Here is a 17905-nt window from a genome sequence, read left to right as displayed (position 1 = left end):
GTAAGGCGACGCGTAAGTCTCGAATCGATCACAGAACGCGGAACCCGACGATTGCTCGCTTTCAACCCAACAGTTTCTCCTGTTCCGCTAGCAGACATAAAGATCGTCTCCTATAGTTTCGGACCGAATCCGAGTGGAGGTCGACGTGCGGTCGGGACGCTGGGCCAGACTGGCGGTGGTCACCACCGTGCTCCTCGCCGCACCCGCTGTCTCAGGCGCGTTCACCGCCTCGGCCGAGCCCGGCCAGCAGGCCAAACTGCGCAGGCTGACGAAGGAGGCCGCCGCGCTGCAGAAGGAGTACCGCGGGGAGATCCTCAGCCTGGAGGACGCGGAACTGGCCGCCAAGAAGGCGTCCGCCAAGGTCGGGAAGCTGAAGGTGGACCTGCGCGCGGCCCAGCGGGCGGTCACCCAGTTCGCCCAGACCTCCTACATGAGCGGCGGCATGGACGCCTCACAGCTCTTCTCGGTGTCGGGCGACCTGAGCTCGCTGTCGACGCTGGCCTATCTGGGTGACGCGAAGTCGGAGCGGCTGAACGGCATCAGGGCGTTGATCGCCAAGCAGCGGAAGGCGAGCCGCGACGCCGACGCCGAGATCGACAAGCTGCAGCGCCACATCAAGGAGCTGAAGGCGAAGCGGCGCGAGATCGAGACCCTGATGGCCAAGTACGGCTTCCAGGCCCCCGACGCCGGCAGCGGCCTGACCCAGCGCATGATCACGGTGCGCAACGCGATCATGTCGCAGTTCCCGATGCCCTTCAGCGTCGGCTGCCTGCGGCCGGGGGACCCGGGCGAACACGGCAAGGGCCGCGCCTGCGACTTCATGATGAGCAGCGGTGGCCGCATGCCCGACGCGGTGGCCAAGGAGCGGGGCGACGCCCTCGCCCAGTGGTGCATCCAGCACGCGAGCCAGTACGGGATCATGTACATCATCTGGCAGCAGCGCTTCTACGACATGCGCACCGGGGCCGGGTGGCGGATGATGTCCGACCGCGGGGGGATCACCGCCAACCACTACGACCACGTTCACGTGTCGGTGCTCTGAGCCTTCAGGAAGTCCGCGAACCAGTGGTAGGACGCCTTCGGGGTGCGCCTCAGGGTCTCGAAGTCGACGTGGACCAGGCCGAACCGCTGGTGGTAGCCCTCGGCCCACTCGAAGTTGTCCAGCAGCGACCAGACGAAGTAGCCGCGCACGTCCGCGTCCGCCTCCCGCATCGCCCGGATGTGGCCGTCGAGGTAGGCGATCCGCTCCTGGTCGTCCAGGCCGTCGTACGAGCAGCCGTTCTCGGTGACGTAGACGGGCGGGAGCGCGTCGCCGTACCGGGCGGTGAGGGAGCCGAGCAGCTGGCGGAGGCCGCCGGGGACGACGGGCCAGCCGAAGGCGGTCACGGGATGACCGGAGATCGGCTCGAACTCGAACGGCAGGTCGCCCCCGCCGGGGCCGGAGATCCGCGTCGGCATGTAGTAGTTGACGCCCAGGCCGTCGAGCGGCTGGGCGATCGTCTCCAGGTCGCCTGTCTTCACGGGCAGTTCCACGCCGTACGCCGACAGGTCGGGGTAGGCGCCGGTGAGGACCGGGTCGTTGAACAGCCGGTTGTGCAGGACGTCGTACGCCTCGGCGGCGGCGAGGTCCTGCTCGGAGCCGGAGGCCGGCCAGACGGGCGTGCAGTTGTTCGTGATCAGCACGTGGCGCGCTCCGGCCGCCCGCAGCGCCTGTGTTGCCAGGCCGTGGCCGAGTAGCTGGTGGTGGGCGGTCGGCAGCGCGCCGAGCATGAGCGTCCTGCCGGGGGCGTGCATGCCGAGGGCGTATCCGTACACCATGTGGACGAACGGCTCGTTCAGTGTGATCCACATGGAGACCCGGTCGGCGAGCCGGTCGGCCACGACGGCGGCGTAGTCGGCGAAATATCGCGACGTGTCGCGGTCGAGCCAGCCGCCCTCGTCCTCCAGGGCCTGCGGCAGGTCCCAGTGGAAGAGCGTCGGGACCGGGGTGATCCCCTTCTCGTGGAGCGCGTCCACGAGGCGGTCGTAGAAGTCGAGCCCGGCCTGGTTGACCCGGCCCCGGCCGGTCGGCAGGACTCGCGGCCAGGCGATCGAGAACCGGTAGGCGTCCACCCCCAGACCGGCCATCAGGGCGACGTCCTCGGCGTACCGGTGATAGTGGTCGCAGGCGACGTCGCCGGTATGCCCGTCACGGACCTTGTGGGGGGTGTGGGAGAAGGTGTCCCAGACGGAGGGGCCCCGGCCGTCCTCCGCGACGGCTCCTTCGATCTGGTAGGACGCGGTGGCCGTACCCCACAGGAACATGCCGTCTCCCGTTATCATGAGCGTTACTCGCGTTAACGTATCCGCCTGATGGGCGGGAGACAATGGCGGCATGACCACAGGGGGAACGTTGCGCCGGCGGCCCGCCCAGCGCCGCAGTCAGGAGCGCGTGGAGCGCATGCTCGACGAGTGCGCCGGGCTGCTCGACGAGGTGGGGTACGAGGCGCTGACGACCAAGGAGGTCGCCCGCCGGGCCGAGGTGCCGATCGGCACCTTCTACCAGTTCTTCACGGACAAGCAGAGCCTGGTCCGCGCGCTCGCGCTGCGGAACCTGGAGGCCTACCTGGACCGGATGGCGACCCTGCTGTCCGACGCGCGGCTGTCCGACTGGGCCGGTGCGGTCGACCTCGGCATCGACGAGTTCGTCCGGATGAAGCGCACCATGCCCGGCTTCGGGGTGGTGGACTTCGGCGAGGTGCTGGCCGCCCCCGGCGGCCCGGCCCTGCCCGGCACCCAGCGGATGCTCGACGAGGCCCTGGAGAACAACGTGGTCGTGGCCGACCGGCTGCGCTCGATGATGGTGGAGGTGCTCGGCGTCGTGCCGGGCGACGGCCTGTCCCGCGCCTTCGTGGTCGCCGTCGAGGCCGCCGACGCCGTGCTCAAGCTGGCCTTCCGTGCCCACCCGGACGGCGACCCCGACCTCATCGCCGAATGCAAACGCCTCGTCCGCCGCTACCTCTCCGACCACCTTCACTAGGCGCCTGTCCGGACGCTCTGAAGAACCCGCGATCCGAACCCGGAGCGGCGGGGGTTGTGCACCCTGAAGGCGCATCGGCTCCTGAGAGTTGCGGCAGGCCGGCCGCCACGTTTCGTATACGGGCATGCCGCGGTCGCGAAGGAGCCGCTCCTGTGGGTGGCGGACGTAGTGGTGAGCAGTACGGCGAGGACGCTGGCGCGAGGCGAGGACCCCGGAACTGTCGGCTTGGGGGATGCGCTTTCGTACGTGGGCTGTGAGCCTGCGTGACCTCTGAACACGCGAAAGCCGGGCCACCACCTGCGGAGGTTAACCCGGCTTCACTTCGTAACCCCGAGTGGGCTACGCATCACTAATAGTATTCAACTTTGACTTCCTGTCAAGTCCCTCGGGCCAGGGGCCGCCCGCCGTACAGGGCGCACGGCGGGTGAGGCGGGGTGGCGGTACCTCGGCGGCGTGGGTTGGCCGACGCCTCCGCTCTGTGACCGGGGGAGACTGAGCGGGTCGGCGAGTGTGATCACATCGCCGCTGAAAGTTTCACCATTGCACGTGATCCACCACTTGCTGATGTGGGCGGTTCGCTGCCTCGGCCTGTCCCGGAACACGGGCTGATCCGGCGGCGATCCGGGGTGTCGCAGGCTCCGCATGGCGGATCGCGCCGGGCCGCCGGCAACCGGCGCGTCACCGGATACGCCTGCCCCTGACCTGGTAGATCGTGCCCACGAGCTGCCAGGGCGTGCCGCTCGGGTGACCGGCGGCATCCAGCCGCGACGCGTGTGAAGTTCACCATGTCGCGAACGATCACTTTGCCTTATGGCGCCGGGGTGGGCGAAGGCGGGCCTTCCCACGCTCCGTCGACTCTTGCGAGACACCCCTCAAAATGCCACATTACCCATCGACATCAGACGGCATACGTCATACGTTACGACGTCACAGTCGGTAACGCTATGTCTGCCACGGATTCTTAGGGCGTGTTATGGCCGCGCATGCCGTGAGGACGGCCGGCTCCTCGGCCCGGAAAGACGCACGGCCCTCCGATCGAAGTCCTCGACCACAAGACAGGTGCCACACCCGCGCAGTGGCACACCCCCGATGAGTTCTCCTGTGGCGGGTCGATCGCGCGGCGAAAATATGCTCGGAACCAGCGAAGGGAACAGAGCGTGAAGTCAGCCCTGTCCACCACTGGGAAGGCGTTAGCAGCGCTTGCGGTGTTCGTCGCCGCCGTGTTGCTGCCGACCTTCGCAGGCCCGGCCTCGGCAGCGACCCAGGCAACCTACTACGTCGCTCCCGACGGAAACGACGCGAACCCCGGAACGATAGCGTCGCCGTTCAAAACCCTGCAGCGCGCGAGGGACGTCGTCCGCACGGTGAACGCCGGCATGTCAGGCGACATCTACGTGTATCTCCGCGGGGGCAACTATCCGGTCGGCAGCACAATCGACTTCACGCCCGCCGACTCCGGCACGAATGGTTACCGGGTCATCTACGCCGCGTACCAGAACGAGACGCCGATCCTCAGCGGAGGCGTCCAGGTAACCGGATGGACGCAGCACAGCGGCAACATCTGGAAAGCCCCGCTGAATCGCAGCAACAAGCTCCGTGCGCTCTATGTCAACGACAAGCGGGCGTACATGGCCTCGAAGACGATGAATTCGGCCGGATGCTACGGGACCTACAACATCACGGCGGGGCAGGCGTCCTGGGCGTGGGAATCGGGTTCGCAGTGCGCGGGGGCGAAGTACAGCCTCAGTGATTTCCCCGCTGTCGCCGCCAACCAGGACGACATCGAGATAGAGACGTCGACGACCTGGACCACGGCCATCGTGGGCGTCCGGCAGGTCACCACCGAGGGCTCGAACCGCATAGCTCTGTTCCAGCAGCCGGGAGCGGCCATCGCCCAGGGCGCCTTCAACGGCAACGCCCAGGTCGGCGGCAGCCACAAGGTGATGAACGCCTACGAGTTCCTGGACGCGCCGGGCGAGTTCTTCTTCGACAAGACGAGCCGGACCTTGTACTACTACAAGGCGAGCTCGGAGGACATGACGACCGCCGCGGTCTGGGCGCCGAACAACGTGTCCACCCTTATCAAGGTCGCCGGCACCTCCACGACCAACCGCGCCAAGAACATCACGTTCTCCGGCCTCACGGTCCAGCACTCCGACTGGAACCTGTTCAACGTGGCCGGCTCGGTGTTCAAGCAGGCCCAGCAGGGCAATCTCGGCGCACAGGTGTACGCCAAGCAGAACTTCCACGCCTATTACTACCGCAACGTCGACCTGGCGCCCGGCATGATCCAGATCGAGAACGCCGACGGGCTCGTCCTGCAGAACAACCGGATTCAGCACACCGGCGTCGACGGAATAACCCTGGCCAACGACGTGGTGAACACCCAGTTGATCGGTAACTACACCAACGACATCGCCGGATCCGCCATCGACGTGGGCCACCCCCAGCATGTCTACATCGGGGACTACACCTCGTCGAACCGCGAGAAGTATCCCGTTCAGGTCGAGGGCGCCCCCAAGAACATCGAGATCAAGAACAACTACATCTACGACAGCGCCGTGTTGTTCAACGGGCACAGCCCCATCTCGGCGTACTTCGCCGACACCCTGTCCATCCAGCACAACCGCATCGAGAAGACCCCGTGGTCCGGTATCACGCTCGGCTGGGGGTGGTGGAACTTCGACGGATCGTCAGGCTCGATCGCGCCCAACCGGCCGACCACCACGGCGAGGAACAACACCATCAGCTACAACCACTTCATCGACACGGTGCAGCGGCTGAGCGACACGGCGCCCATCTACACGCTGGGCAACCAGCCGGGCACCACGATCACCAACAACTATCTGCAGGGCGTCCCCTCCGGTCACAAGTACGGACTCCACCCGGACGAGGGCTCGGGAAACATCACCTTCCGCGACAACGTCCTGAGCGTGGACAAGAACGTCACGTGGCTCATCAACTCCGACGACTTCGGGCGTAAGCACGACCTGAGCATCACGCAGACCTACGGCCCCATCAACAAGGTCTCCAACAAGAACCTGCCGAACAGCACGGTCCAGGACATCCTCGTGTACTCCGACTATGTCTGGCCGTCGCAGGCCTACGGCATCGCCGTGAACTCCGGACTCGAGGACGCGTACCGGAACATCGTCCCGCAGAGCAATCTCTCCCTGCCGGACTACGTCCTGCCCGCCAGCACGTTCGTCGCCGCCGGTGTGACGTCGATTCCGATCCGGAGCGCCGGCGACGCGAGCAAGACGGTCTGGCTGGCTCCTTCGGGTACGACCAACTTCACCGCCGGAAACACGATGACCACGGCGAGCGGAACCGCGACCTCCATCGCCGTTCCGGCGTCGAACGGCGAGTATCGGCTCTACGTCGTCGACGCCCAGGGCAATCGATCGGCCGAGTCGAAGTCGCTCGTCAGGCAGGGGAACGGCGGTAGCAACCCGCAGCAGGGCGTCCAGATCGTGGGCGGCCAGTCGAACCGGTGCGTCGATGTGCCGAACTCCAGCACCACCAATGGCACCCAGGTGCAGTTGTGGGACTGCGGGAGCGGCACCAACCAGCGGTGGACGTACACCTCGGGCAAGCAGCTGCAGGTGCTCGGCAACAAGTGCCTGGACGCCTACGGCCAGGGCACCTCGAACGGCACCCAGGCGATCATCTGGGACTGCAACGGCCAGACCAACCAGCAGTGGAACGTCAACTCCAACGGCACGATCACCGGCGTGCAGTCCGGGCTGTGCCTGGACGCCAACGCGGCCGGCACCGCCAACGGCACGAAGCTCATCCTCTGGGCCTGCAACGGCGGAAACAACCAGAAGTGGACCCTGCGCAGCTGACGTGAGGTCCTGACCGGGCCGCGGGCGGTCGTACACGCACCGCCCGCGGCCCGCACAGCTCCACAGATCGAGGTCGTCCGGCAGGCGTCAGTCGGCAGACGTGGCGACGAGGGCGGGCGCGGCGTCGCGAGACGGGGTACGCCACGGGAGTACCGCGGCCGTCGCGACGAGCAGCACCACGCCGATCGCGATCGCGGCGCGGGCGCCGGCGAGGCCGGCCAGGACGCCCCACACGGCCGTGAGCGTGGCGGTCGTCGTCCGCGAGGTGATGGTCCAGGCGGTCAGGACCCGCGCCACCTTGCCGTCCTCCACCCGTTCGAGACGGTAGGTGGCGAAGACGGGGTTGAAGACGCCCATGCAGGTGATCAGGCCGAACTCGACCAGCATGATCAGCGCGAGGCCGGCCGGGCCCTGCCCCGTGAACGGGAGCCCGACGAGCCAGGGCACCCGCGCGACGCCGAACGTCAGCAGCATCGCCCGCTGCCCGAACCGGCGGACGAGCGGGCGGGAGATCCGCGAACCCAGAATGCCGCCCAGGCAGGGAACGCCGAAGGCGAGCCCGTACTGCAGCGGCGTCAGGCCGAGATCGTGCAGCATCAGGAAGGTCAGCGGCGGAGCCGTCGCCATGATGAGCGCGGAGACGAGCACCGTGTTCGCGAACAGGACGCGCAGCCCGCGGTCCGCGACGATCGTCCGCCACCCCTCGGCGATCTCCGCCCGGCGCGAGGTGCCCGTACGGCGGACAGGTGGGTCCGGCTCGGGAGCCGTGATCGCGCGGATCCCCAGCGCGGACAGCAGATAGCTGGCCGCGTTCAGGGCGACCGTGACGACAGGGCCGAGCATCCCGATGAGCGCGCCTCCGGCCGGCGGGCCGACAGCGGTGGACGTCCACATGACCATCTCGAACCGGCCGTTCGCCTCCATCAGGTGGCTCTTGGGCACGAGGGCCTTGAGGTGGGCCCCGCCGGCCCCCACGAAGACGATGTCGGCCAGGGCGACGACCACGGCCACGACGAGCAGGTGCGCGTACGTCAACGCGCCTGCGGTGTACGCGACCGGCACGGTCAGCAGCGTCAGGAAGCGGACCAGGTCGGCCCGGATCATGAGCCGCCGCTTCCTCCGGAACTCCATCCACGGGCCGAGCGGCACGGCCAGCAGGGCGCCGGCGGCTCCGCCGGCCGCCGCGATCAGGGACACCTGCGCGGCGCCGGCGTGCAGGGCCAGGATGGCGATCAGCGGAAACGCGTCCAGCGCCAGCCATGTCCCCAGCGAGCTCACCGCGTAGGCCCCCCACAACCACGCGAAGTCCCGTCCCAGCCCCCGCGCCATCGGCCGCCCCCGCCTCTCCCCAAGCGAACAGAGGTCGATCCAACACCCGTCCGGGACCGGGAGCCAACCGACGGCCGTCAGCCGGTCCGGCGCCGGGACTACTCCGTGCCGTCCGCCGGCAGGCGCTCCGGCAGCCCGAGCCGCGGAAACCGGTCGTCGTGGAACGTGACGATCTCGGTGATCGCCCCGCCGGTGACGCGCAGGACGTCGATCGTCAGCGGCAGGTACGCGCCCTCCCGCTTCCGCCACTGGTAGAAGGCGACGGCGGGCTGCCGGTTCACGGAGGTGGGGACGGCGCGCAGGTGCTTCATGCTCTCGAAGCCGCTCTCGACCCAGTCCTTCACCACCGCGTCGCGGCCGACGCACAGCCCCGGCGTGGGCGGCATCGAGCAGCGGACGTCGTCCCGCAGCAGGGCGGCGAGCCCGTCGACGTCCGTGGCCACGCTGGCCTCGGTGTAGCGGCGCACCAGCTCGCGCGTCCCGGCGCGGGCCCGTTGCAGCGCGCTGTTCACGGAGTTGACCGAGTCGCCGAGGAGCTCCGCGACCTCCTTCGCCGGCCAGCCGAGCACGTCCCGCAGGATCAGCACGGCCCGCGGGCGCGGCGCGAGGTGCTGGACCGCGACCACGTACGCCAGCTCGATCGTCTCCCGCGCGACGGCGACGGCCTCCGGCTCGTCCGCGTCGCCCGCGGGCAGTTCGTCGAGCAGCCGGTCCGGGTACGGCTGCAGCCACAGCACCTCGCCGCCGGTCGCGGGTTCCGGGCGGCCCCTGGCGAGGAGGTCCAGGCAGGCGTTGGTGGCGATCCGGTACAGCCAGGCCCGGAACGTCGAGCGCCCCTCGAAGGTCTCCCGCCGCCGCCAGGCACGGAGGAACGTCTCCTGCACGGTGTCCTCGGCGTCCTCGAACGACCCGAGCATCCGGTAGCAGTGCACGTGCAGCTCCCGCCGGTGCCGCTCCGCCAGCCCCGAGAACGCCGGCACGGGTGCGGGCGCGACAACTCATCACCCGGGCCGGCATGGCCGGCCCGGTGCCGGATCGGGCTGAGCGGCCCCGGCGGGAGAGGTCCCGCGCCGGGGCCGGTGGGGGTCAGACGGGGGCGTCGAGGCGGGAGAGCAGGTCGTCGTCGAGCTTCACGTCGGCCATGACCTCCTCCAGCTGGGCGACCGAGCTGACCCCGACGATCGGGAGGATGTCCTGCGCGCGCAGCCAGGCGAGCACGACCTGGTTGCGCGTCGCGCCGATCTCGCCCGCCACCTCGTCGAGCACGGCCAGCCGCCTGGTGGTGCCCGGGTGGTCGTAGTGCTCGGGCAGCGGCTTGGCCGTATACGCGCCCGCCAGCAGTGTGGAGTAGACCCACAGCTTCAGGTCGCCCTCGGAGCGTACGTAGTCGAGCAGCTCCTCGGTGACCAGGGTGTGGCCGCCCTCGGGCAGCCGTACGCCGGGGCGGGGACGGAGGTAGGAGTGACGGAGCTGCACGTGGCCGTACCGGGTGCCGCCGCGCGCGGCCGCCAGTGTGCGGGCCCGCTCCAGCCGCCAGGTGGCGTGGTTGCTCGCGCCGATCTCCCTGGCCTTGCCGGCCCGCACCACCTCGTCGAAGGCGGCGACGGTCTCCTCCAGCGGCGTCGTCCTGTCGTCGATGTGGGCCCAGTACACGTCCACGTGATCGGTGCCGAGGCGCCGCAGGCTGCCCTCGATCGCGGCCCGCACGACACCGGCGGACAGGCCCTCGGCGGCGTCGAGCGTACGGGCGCCGGGCACGGACGGGCGGGCGCCGCACTTGGTGCTGATCACCACCGCGTCCCGGTCGCGGCGGGAGGCGAGCCACCGGCCGATGGTGGCCTCGCTCTCGTCCCCGGTCGCGCCGTCCATCCAGAAGGGGTAGTTGTTGGCCGTGTCGAGGATCGTTCCGCCGCCTTCGACGAAGCGGTCGAGTATGGCGAAAGAGGTCTCTTCGTCCACGGCTGTCCCGAAGGGGATCGTCCCCAGAGCGATTCTCATGCCGATCACCCTGCCGCCTGGAGCGCACTCCAGCGCAAGCCGCTTTCACCGGCGGCGGGTGAGGGCCTTCCGGCCGCGCGCCACGATCGTCTCGACGTCCTTCAGGTCGTCCATGTCGTGGGCGGTCGCCAGCGCCTCCTTCGCCGCGTCGTAGGCGTCCAGGGCAGCGTTCCAGTCGATTTCGCCGGTTCTGTCCGCTGCGCCATCGATCTCCTCTCCCAGCCGCGTGACGTTCTCCTCCTGCACGCTCCGGGCGTCCGAGAAGCGGACGGCCCTTTCCGCGGCCTGCTTCCTGGCGGCCTTCCTCCGCCGGGTTCCGCGTACGACCAGCCCGAGGACGATCCAGAAGACGATCAGTCCCACGATGCCGAAGAAGACGACCCAGCCGGCGCCGAGCCTGCTGGTGGACCCGGACAGGTCGGCGTCCTCCGCGTAGTCGACCTCCAGGCCGGTGACCTCGGCGTCCTGGAAGGTCGCGCCCCGCAGCTCGGCCGACTGCAGGCTGGCGTCGGTCAGCGTCGCCTTGCGGAAGACCGCCTCCCGGAGCCTGCCGCTGTTGAGCTGTGCCCGGTCCATCCGCGCGGCGGTGAAGTCGGCCTGGTCCGCCGTGACGCTGGTCATCTCCGCCCCGCGAAGATCGGCGCCGGTCAGTGTGGCCCCGGTCAGGTCGGAGCTGCTCATCGCGGCCTCCGAGAGGTCCGCCCGGGTCAGGTTCGCCCCGGTGAGGTCCGCGCTGCCGAGCGCGGCCCGTCGCAGGTGCGCGCCGGTCAGGTCCGCGCCCTTGAGGGAGCGGAAGGTCGTCCCGGCCGCGGAGACGTCCCGCAGGACGGCCCGGTTGAGCTTGACGCTGCCCAGGTCGAGGCCGTCCAGCTTGGCGCCGGTGAGGTCGGCGCAGCTCAGGTCGTCGGGGAAGTCGGTGACCGTGGTCAGGTCCCACCCCGCGTAGTGCTGGCCCTCGCCCGGCTCGCACGCCGCGCCGGGAGCGGGCAGGTCCTTCGGCATGCCCGTGCTCCCGGTCAGCCGGGCGCCCCGCACGTCACGCAGGTCGGCCCCGCCGAGGTCGGCGTCCCGGAAGTCCGCGCCGTCCATCACCGACCCGTACAGCTGAGCGTCCCGGAGGTCGGCCCGCCGCAACACGGCCTTGATCAGGGTGGCGCCGTAGAGCCGGGCCTTCGGGGCCTTCACCCGGGTGAGGTCGGCCCGGCGCAGGTCGGCCCCGTAGACGTCGGCGTCGGTGAGGTCGGTGCCGACCAGCTTCGCGTCGTCGAACTGGGCGGAGTACGCCTTGGCCCGCGTCAGCGTGGCTCCGCTCAGGTCGGCGCCCTCCAGGTGCGCGCCGTACGGCGAGGAGTCGTCCATCGTCGCCCCGCGCAGGTCCGCGCCCCGCAGGTCCGCGTAGTAGAGCTCGGCCTCGGACAGGTCGGCCTTGCCCAGCCTGACCCCGGCCATCTGGGCGTTCCCGAGATGCGTCCCCTTGAGCGACGCTCCGCGCAGGTCGGCCCCGGTGAGCGGGACGCGTACGTACAGCCCGTCCAGCGTGGCGCCGCGCAGGTCGGCGCAGGACAGGTCGGCGGGCAGGGCGGCCCGGGTGAGATCCCGCCCGGCCAGTTTCGGGCCACTGCCGGGACGGCACGGGAGCGGCGCGGCGGAGGCCGGCGAGACCAGGACCACCGGCAGGACGACGGCGGCGGCGAGTGCCATGCCGGCGAGTAGGCGGGGAAGGCCGGGCATCTCTGTCTCACTGTCTCCTTCGGAAGCGCCGCCTTTCGGAGCAGGTCCCGGGAAAGGCGTTGAACAGCACCCGTTATATGGGGAACTGTTTGCGATCCGCTTGCGAACCGCCTACAGACACAACCGCTCGCGGCGGTACGGCATCCGCTGTGACAGGATCAATGGCGTGGCCGTGTACACACCTGGACAGGTCGTCGAGGAGACCGGTTTCAGCCTCGACACCCTTCGTTACTACGAACGGATCGGGCTGCTGGAGCCGATCGGCCGGAACGCGTCGGGCCAGCGGCGCTTCACCGAGGAGGACGTGAGCTGGCTCGGCATGGTCCGCTGCCTCCGGGACACCGGCATGCCGATCGCCGAGATGCTGCGCTTCGCCGCGCTCGTACGGCAGGGCGAGCACACCATCGCCGACCGGATCGCGCTGCTGGAGGAGCACGACCGGAAGGTCGAGGCCCAGATCGCCGACCTGCGTCAGAAGCAGGGCGGGGTGCAGCGGAAGATGCAGTACTACAAGGACGTGCTCACCATGCGCGCCATGCTCCCCGACTGCGAGCAGGCCTCCTGAGGGCCGGACCGGGCCGGTCCAGGTGCGTGACCGGCCATGCTGGGCTGCGCCCGCTCGTGCCCGGCCCGCTGGTGCCCGGCCCGCTCGTGGCGGGCCGGGCGGGCGGCTTGTAAGGCCGGCTCAGGAGGCCCGGTACGCCTCGGCCTGGAGGTTGTAGAGCTCGGCGTAGAGCCCGTCGAGCGCGATCAGTTCGTCGTGCGTGCCGTGCTCGCGGACGAGGCCGTGGTCGAGCACGTAGATGCGGTCGGCGTAGCGGACGCTGGCGAGCCGGTGCGTGATCAGCAGCACCGTCCGCCCGTCGGCGTGTCGCCTGATCCGGTCGAACAACGCGTGCTCGGCCCGGGCGTCGAGGGCCGCCGTGGGCTCGTCGCAGATCAGCAGTGGCGCGTCGCGGTAGAAGCCGCGCGCCACCGCCACGCGCTGCCACTGGCCGCCCGACAGCTCGTGGCCGTTCTTGAACCGGCGGTCCAGCAGGGTGCGGTAGCCGTGCGGCAGTTCGGCGATGACCTGGTCGGCGCCCGCCACCTCGGCGGCGCGGACCACCTCGTCCTCGCCCCTCTGCATGCCCATCGTGATGTTGTGGCGGGCGGTCAGCGGCCACCGGGTGTGGTCCTGCGCGATGACCGCGATCCTGCGACGCAGGCTGTCAGGATCCACCTCGCTCACGTCGACGTCGTCCCACAGCACCCGCCCTCCGTCCGGCTCGTACAGCCCGGCGAGGATCTTGGCGAGGGTGGTCTTGCCCGAGCCGTTCTCCCCGACGAGGGCCACGACCTCCCCGCGCTCGACGCGGGCCGACACCCCGCGCAGGGCCGGGGCCGGCGTGGCGGGGTAGGTGAACGTGACGTCCTCGACCGTGATGCGCTCGAAGCGTTCCGGGGCCTGCCGCTCGCGGAGGGGCGGGACCCTGCTCTCGGCGTGCGCGACGAAGTCCAGGAAGTCGGTGAAGTAGAGGCCCTCCTCGTAGAGCCGGTTCGTCGCGTACAGGAGGTTCGCCAGCGACGCCTGGCCGGTCCGGATGGCGAGCACCGCGGTGCCGGCCACCGCGAGCGGCACCGCGCCGATCACCAGCAGCACCCCGAGCGTGACGTAGACGACGCCCTGACCGACGCCGCCGAGCGCCTCGCCCAGGACCCGCGCGAACGTCTGCCGCCGCGCGAGCGCGAGCATCGCCCGCTGCTCGCCCATGGCGACCTTGTCGAACATGCGGAGCAGGAAACCGCGCATGGTGAACGTGCGCACCTCGGCCGCGGTGTGCTTGTCGGCGAGCAGTTCCTCGATGATCCACTTGCGGCGGTGGACCGAGATCAGCTGCAGATTGGTCGTGTAGTTCATCCGGGCCGACCGGACCGCCGCCCAGGCGTCGGGCAGCACCGCCAGCAGGAGCAGCGGCAGCAGCACGGGGTGCAGCACGCCCAGCACGCTCGCCGCGGCCGCGAGCCCGACGAGGGCGGACACGGTGTCGATGGCCGTGCGCACGATCGAGTCGGCCACCATGCCGCGCATGCGGGCCCGCTGCAGCGCGTCGTGGAACTCCGGATCGTCGTAGCAGACGAGCTCGACCTGGCTCGTCAGCGTGTAGAGCCGTCGCTCGGTGATGCGGCTGACCTGGGGTGACAGCCGTGACTCGGCCCAGCCCGCAGCGGCCTGCACCGCCGTGCGCACGGTGGCGGCGAGACCCACGAGCAGCAGGCTCGGCAGCGCGGCCCGGACCCGGTCGGGGGTCGGGCCGGCCTGGAGCAGCGCGGTCAGGACGCCGGTGGTGGCCAGCAGGCCGAAGGCGGTGAAGACGCCGCCGAGCACGCTCAGCGCGATGGTGGCCAGGGTGTCGCGGGGGCTCGCCTCCCACGCGATGCGGAGGGCCTGGCGGGTCAGGCCGGGCAGCCGCCGCGCCACGGTCAGGAAGCTGAGCCCCGCCATCGTGCCGTAGTGCCGGGCCCACTGAGGTGACTCGATCTCCTCCAGATCAGGTAGGTCGTCCTCGGACAGATGGTCATGTCCCCCCTGCTGTGTGACCGTCATGCCAGCAGTGTGTGCGCCCGTACCGACAATTTCGCGGGCTCCGGCCGCGGCGCTCCCTTTGACGCACGTCCCTAACAGTCCGCCAACCTCCGTATGCAGAGACGTTATCGGGACAAACTTGACGGCGTGCCCGTGGAAGTGGGTGGATGGGCTGTGCTGACAACGTTGTCAGCCATATGTGTCTTCGGGGAGCCCGAAATCCTCGCGAAAAGCCTGAAGGGAATGTTGCGATGAGACGACGGTGGATGGCGGCCGTCGCGGTCTCGGTGGCAGGCCTGCTGACCCTTTCCGCGTGCGGCGGCGGTGACAAGCAGGACACCGCGGGTGGTCCGGCCGCGCACAAGAAGGTCGAGGTCTTCTCGTGGTGGACGGGCCCGGGTGAGGCCGACGGCCTGAAGGCGATGCGCGAGATCTTCGCCAAGGAGAACTCGAACTTCGAGTTCTTCGACGCGGCCGTGGCCGGCGGCTCGGGCGACCAGGCCAGGGCGCTGCTGTCGAGCAAGCTGCAGGCCAACCAGCCTCCGGACACCTTCCAGGGGCACGCCGGGGCCGAGCTCCAGGGCTACATCAAGAGCGGCAAGCTGGAGTCGCTGAACTTCCTCTACGACGAGCTGAAGCTCAAGGACGTGCTGCCGCAGCAGCTGATCGACCAGATCACGGTGGAGGGCCAGGTCTACTCCGTGCCGGTGAACATCCACCGGTCGAACGTCCTGTGGTTCAACCCCTCGGTCCTCAAGGACGCCGGGATCTCGGGCGCGCCGAAGACGGTGGACGAGTTCATCGCCGACCTGGAGAAGGTCAAGAAGAGCGGCAAGATCCCCCTGTCGATCGGCTCGCAGTGGACGCTCGTCCACCTGCTGGAGTCTGTGCTGCTCGGCTCGCTCGGCACCGACGCCTACAACGCCCTGTGGACGGCCACCTCCGACTGGTCCAACGCGAACGTGACCAAGGCGCTGGAGAACTTCAAGACGATCCTGTCGTACGCCGGGACCCCGCAGGACGACTGGCAGCCGGCGGCCAAGCAGGTCGCCGACGGCGAGGCCGCCTTCAACATCATGGGCGACTGGGCCTACGGCTACTTCCACAACCCGCCGGAGGGCGGTCTCGGCAAGGAGTCGAAGAAGGACTTCGACTGGGCCGCGTCCCCGGGCACGGACGGCACGTTCATGTGGCTGTCGGACAGCTTCACCCTGCCGAAGGGCGCGCCCAACCGCGACGGCGCGATCGCGTGGCTGAAGGTGGCCGCCAGCAAGGAGGGCCAGGACGCGTTCAACCCGCTGAAGGGCTCGATCCCCGCCCGCAAGGACGCCGACCAGTCGCTCTACAAGGACTACCTGGGCTGGAGCCTGGAGCAGTGGTCCGCCGACAAGCTGGCCGGCTCCATCCAGCACGGCGTGGTCGCCAACGACACCTGGCGTACCGCGATCACCGATGCGGTCGGCCTGTTCCAGCAGGACAAGAACGTCGCCAAGTTCCAGCAGGCGCTGGTCGCGGCGGCCAAGAACAGCGGCCAGTGAGCTGATCTCCCCGTACGGCCCACGCCGTGACCGCCGCCGGGCTCCGGCCGGCGCGGCGTGGGCCGTGCTTGACTTCTGAGAGGCGCAAGTGACGCGGGTGCGCAGATGGCTGCCGGGGCTGCTCCTGGTCTCGCCGTCGATCATCCTCATCGCGGTCTTCGTGTACGGCCTGCTGGGCTGGAACTTCAAGCTCGCCATGACCGACAAGCACAACGAGATCGCGGAGATCCCCGGCAGGTTCGTGGGGCTGGAGAACTTCACCGGCATCTGGGGCGAGGAGCGCTGGGGCCTGTCGGTCCGGCACTCGATCGTCTTCACCCTGGTCTTCGTCGCCGGCGCGCTCGTCCTCGGCTGGCTCCTCGCGTTCCTGATGGAGAAGGGCATCCGGGCGGAGGGCGGCTTCCGCACCGTCTACCTGTTCCCGATGGCCGTCTCCTTCATCGCCACCGGAGTGGTGTGGCGGTGGCTGATGAACAGCGCGACGGGCGAGCACGCGGTGGGCCTCAACCGGCTCTTCCACTACATCGGGCTCGATTTCCTGCAGTGGCAGTGGTTCCGCGATCCCGACTGGGGCATGGCGGCCATGGCGATCCCGGCCGTCTGGCAGATGTCCGGATACATCATGGCGCTGTTCCTCGCCGGGTTCCGCGGCGTTCCCGACGAGCTGCGGGAGGCCGCCCGGGTGGACGGCTGCGGCGAGTGGGGGGTCTACCGGCACGTGGTGCTGCCGATGCTGCGCCCGGTGACGCTCTCCGCGCTGATCATCCTCGGCCACATCTCGCTGAAGGTCTTCGACCTCGTCGTCGCGGTGTCGGGCAAGCAGATCATCACCGACGTGCCCGCGACGTTCATGTGGACGGCGGTCTACGACTCGCACGACCCGGCCAAGGGCGCGACGATCGCGTCCTACATCGTGCTGTCCGTCGTGATCTTCGTCGTGCCCTACCTGATCTGGAACGCCCGTAAGGGGAACCGTTCATGACCGCCCACGTCGCCGGGAAGGCCCCGCGTACGGCGCCCGCCGCCCCGGCCCGCGAGAAGGGCAGGGCGGGCACGTGGGTGCGGCTCGTCCTGTTGCTGCTGTTCGTCCTGGTCTTCCTGATCCCGGTCTACGTGCTGCTGGTCACGAGCTTCAAGCCGCTCAGCGAGGCCGACCCCGCCCAGGCGTGGAACCTCCCCAAGGTCTGGACGACCGAGGCGTGGAGCGTCGCCTGGGAGAAGCTCGAACCGGGCATCGTCAACAGCTTCCTGCTCGCGGTCCCCGGGTCGCTGATCTCCGCCGCCCTCGGGTCGCTGAACGGGTACGTGCTGTCCAAGTGGCGCTTCCCCGGCGCCGACGTGCTGTTCACACTGTTCCTCTTCGGGATGTTCATCCCGTACCAGGGCGTCATGATCCCGCTGGTGCAGCTGATGGTGGACCTGGGCGACGCGCTCGGCGTGCAGCTCTACGGCGGCATCCCGGGCCTGGTCCTCGCCCACGTGGTGTACGGCATCCCGATCTGCACGCTGATCTTCCGCAACTACTACGTGACGATCCCCGACGAGCTGATCGAGGCCTCCCGCGTCGACGGCGCGGGCATGCTGCGCACGCTCTGGTCGATCGTGCTGCCGGTCTCCGGCCCGGCCTTCGCCGTGGTGATCATCTGGCAGTTCACCTCGATGTGGAACGACTTCCTCTTCGCCGTCTTCCTCACCGGGCCCACCTCGTGGCCGACCACGGTCATGCTCAACAACATCGCGGGCGCGGTGACGACGCCGTACAGCCAGCAGATGGCCGCGGCGATCCTGGCGTCCATCCCCACGATGGTCGTGTACGTCCTGCTCGGCCGGTTCTTCATGCGCGGCCTCATGGCCGGCGCGCTCAAGGGCTGACGCT

General features: G+C 69.3%; 13 protein-coding genes. 7 read left to right on the top strand and 6 right to left on the bottom strand.

From position 1 onward, the window contains the following. The first annotated feature begins 145 nt into the window (after positions 1–145). Entirely contained in the window at positions 146–1042 is an 897-nt protein-coding gene (locus HHX37_RS16065; protein WP_182875411.1) for a coiled-coil domain-containing protein, read from the top strand. Here HHX37_RS16065 and HHX37_RS16060 read toward each other — a convergent pair. Continuing rightward, positions 1024–2304 (bottom strand): GH1 family beta-glucosidase, encoded by a 1281-nt coding sequence (locus HHX37_RS16060; protein ID WP_182885992.1) that lies wholly within the window; start codon positions 2302–2304, stop codon positions 1024–1026. The two genes, HHX37_RS16065 and HHX37_RS16060, sit on opposite strands and share 19 nt — an antisense overlap. Positions 2305–2374: 70 nt before the next feature. Here HHX37_RS16060 and HHX37_RS16055 point away from each other — a divergent pair, with 70 nt between their 5' ends. Continuing rightward, positions 2375–3019, top strand: coding sequence for a TetR family transcriptional regulator (locus HHX37_RS16055; RefSeq protein WP_182875413.1), 645 nt, complete (start codon positions 2375–2377; stop codon positions 3017–3019). Positions 3020–4176: 1157 nt separating this feature from the next. Next, positions 4177–6867: a ricin-type beta-trefoil lectin domain protein gene (locus HHX37_RS37730; RefSeq protein WP_182885904.1), complete on the top strand. Its 2691-nt coding sequence runs from the start codon at positions 4177–4179 to the stop codon at positions 6865–6867. Positions 6868–6954: 87 nt separating this feature from the next. Here the strand turns inward: HHX37_RS37730 and HHX37_RS16045 are convergent, their stop codons facing one another. From HHX37_RS16045 to HHX37_RS16030, 4 genes are all read right to left on the bottom strand, one after another. Then, complete coding sequence (locus HHX37_RS16045) at positions 6955–8196, bottom strand: MFS transporter (protein WP_182885903.1); 1242 nt, start codon at positions 8194–8196, stop codon at positions 6955–6957. Positions 8197–8294: 98 nt separating this feature from the next. Further along, positions 8295–9176 carry an RNA polymerase subunit sigma-70 gene (locus HHX37_RS16040; protein ID WP_182885902.1) on the bottom strand — a complete coding sequence of 294 codons (882 nt, stop codon included), beginning with the start codon at positions 9174–9176 and terminating at the stop codon, positions 8295–8297. A 106-nt stretch (positions 9177–9282) separates the two neighbouring features. Continuing rightward, a complete protein-coding gene (locus HHX37_RS16035) occupies positions 9283–10194 on the bottom strand; it encodes an aldo/keto reductase (RefSeq protein ID WP_182881402.1) in 912 nt (303 codons plus the stop codon). A gap of 45 nt (positions 10195–10239) precedes the next feature. Further along, complete coding sequence (locus HHX37_RS16030) at positions 10240–11925, bottom strand: pentapeptide repeat-containing protein (protein ID WP_259406474.1); 1686 nt, start codon at positions 11923–11925, stop codon at positions 10240–10242. 166 nt (positions 11926–12091) lie between these two features. Here HHX37_RS16030 and HHX37_RS16025 point away from each other — a divergent pair, with 166 nt between their 5' ends. Beyond that, entirely contained in the window at positions 12092–12490 is a 399-nt protein-coding gene (locus HHX37_RS16025; protein WP_117408441.1) for a MerR family transcriptional regulator, read from the top strand. A gap of 120 nt (positions 12491–12610) precedes the next feature. Here HHX37_RS16025 and HHX37_RS16020 read toward each other — a convergent pair whose 3' ends face one another. Continuing rightward, positions 12611–14512 carry an ABC transporter ATP-binding protein gene (locus HHX37_RS16020; protein ID WP_182885899.1) on the bottom strand — a complete coding sequence of 634 codons (1902 nt, stop codon included), beginning with the start codon at positions 14510–14512 and terminating at the stop codon, positions 12611–12613. Positions 14513–14742: 230 nt separating this feature from the next. On the opposite strand from HHX37_RS16020, the gene HHX37_RS16015 reads away from it, so the two are divergent. The 3 genes from HHX37_RS16015 to HHX37_RS16005 all read left to right on the top strand — a co-directional run bounded on the left by HHX37_RS16015 (position 14743) and on the right by HHX37_RS16005 (position 17901). After that, positions 14743–16029 carry an ABC transporter substrate-binding protein gene (locus HHX37_RS16015; protein WP_182875420.1) on the top strand — a complete coding sequence of 429 codons (1287 nt, stop codon included), beginning with the start codon at positions 14743–14745 and terminating at the stop codon, positions 16027–16029. Between the two features lie 88 nt (positions 16030–16117). Continuing rightward, entirely contained in the window at positions 16118–17011 is an 894-nt protein-coding gene (locus HHX37_RS16010) for a carbohydrate ABC transporter permease (RefSeq protein WP_117408444.1), read from the top strand. Further along, complete coding sequence (locus HHX37_RS16005) at positions 17008–17901, top strand: carbohydrate ABC transporter permease (RefSeq protein ID WP_182885898.1); 894 nt, start codon at positions 17008–17010, stop codon at positions 17899–17901. Before HHX37_RS16010 ends, HHX37_RS16005 begins: the two co-directional genes overlap by 4 nt. Positions 17902–17905: the final 4 nt, after the last annotated feature.

Origin of the sequence: Microbispora sp. H10885, assembly GCF_014161415.1 — a bacterium.
Lineage (GTDB): Bacteria > Actinomycetota > Actinomycetes > Streptosporangiales > Streptosporangiaceae > Microbispora > Microbispora triticiradicis.
The sequence above is the reverse complement of the archived record's forward strand: the minus strand, read 5'-3'. Positions and strand labels throughout refer to the sequence as shown.

Bases quoted from the DNA above. Each gene is read 5' to 3' on its own strand.
- HHX37_RS16060 (WP_182885992.1), bottom strand. From the start codon at position 2,304: ATGTTCCTGTGGGGTACGGCCACCGCGTCCTACCAGATCGAAGGAGCC.
- HHX37_RS16045 (WP_182885903.1), bottom strand. From the start codon at position 8,196: ATGGCGCGGGGGCTGGGACGGGACTTCGCGTGGTTGTGGGGGGCCTAC.
- HHX37_RS16035 (WP_182881402.1), bottom strand. From the start codon at position 10,194: ATGAGAATCGCTCTGGGGACGATCCCCTTCGGGACAGCCGTGGACGAA.
- HHX37_RS16015 (WP_182875420.1), top strand. From the start codon at position 14,743: ATGAGACGACGGTGGATGGCGGCCGTCGCGGTCTCGGTGGCAGGCCTG.
- HHX37_RS16055 (WP_182875413.1), top strand. From the start codon at position 2,375: ATGACCACAGGGGGAACGTTGCGCCGGCGGCCCGCCCAGCGCCGCAGT.
- HHX37_RS16020 (WP_182885899.1), bottom strand. From the start codon at position 14,512: ATGACGGTCACACAGCAGGGGGGACATGACCATCTGTCCGAGGACGAC.
- HHX37_RS16005 (WP_182885898.1), top strand. From the start codon at position 17,008: ATGACCGCCCACGTCGCCGGGAAGGCCCCGCGTACGGCGCCCGCCGCC.
- HHX37_RS16030 (WP_259406474.1), bottom strand. From the start codon at position 11,925: ATGCCCGGCCTTCCCCGCCTACTCGCCGGCATGGCACTCGCCGCCGCC.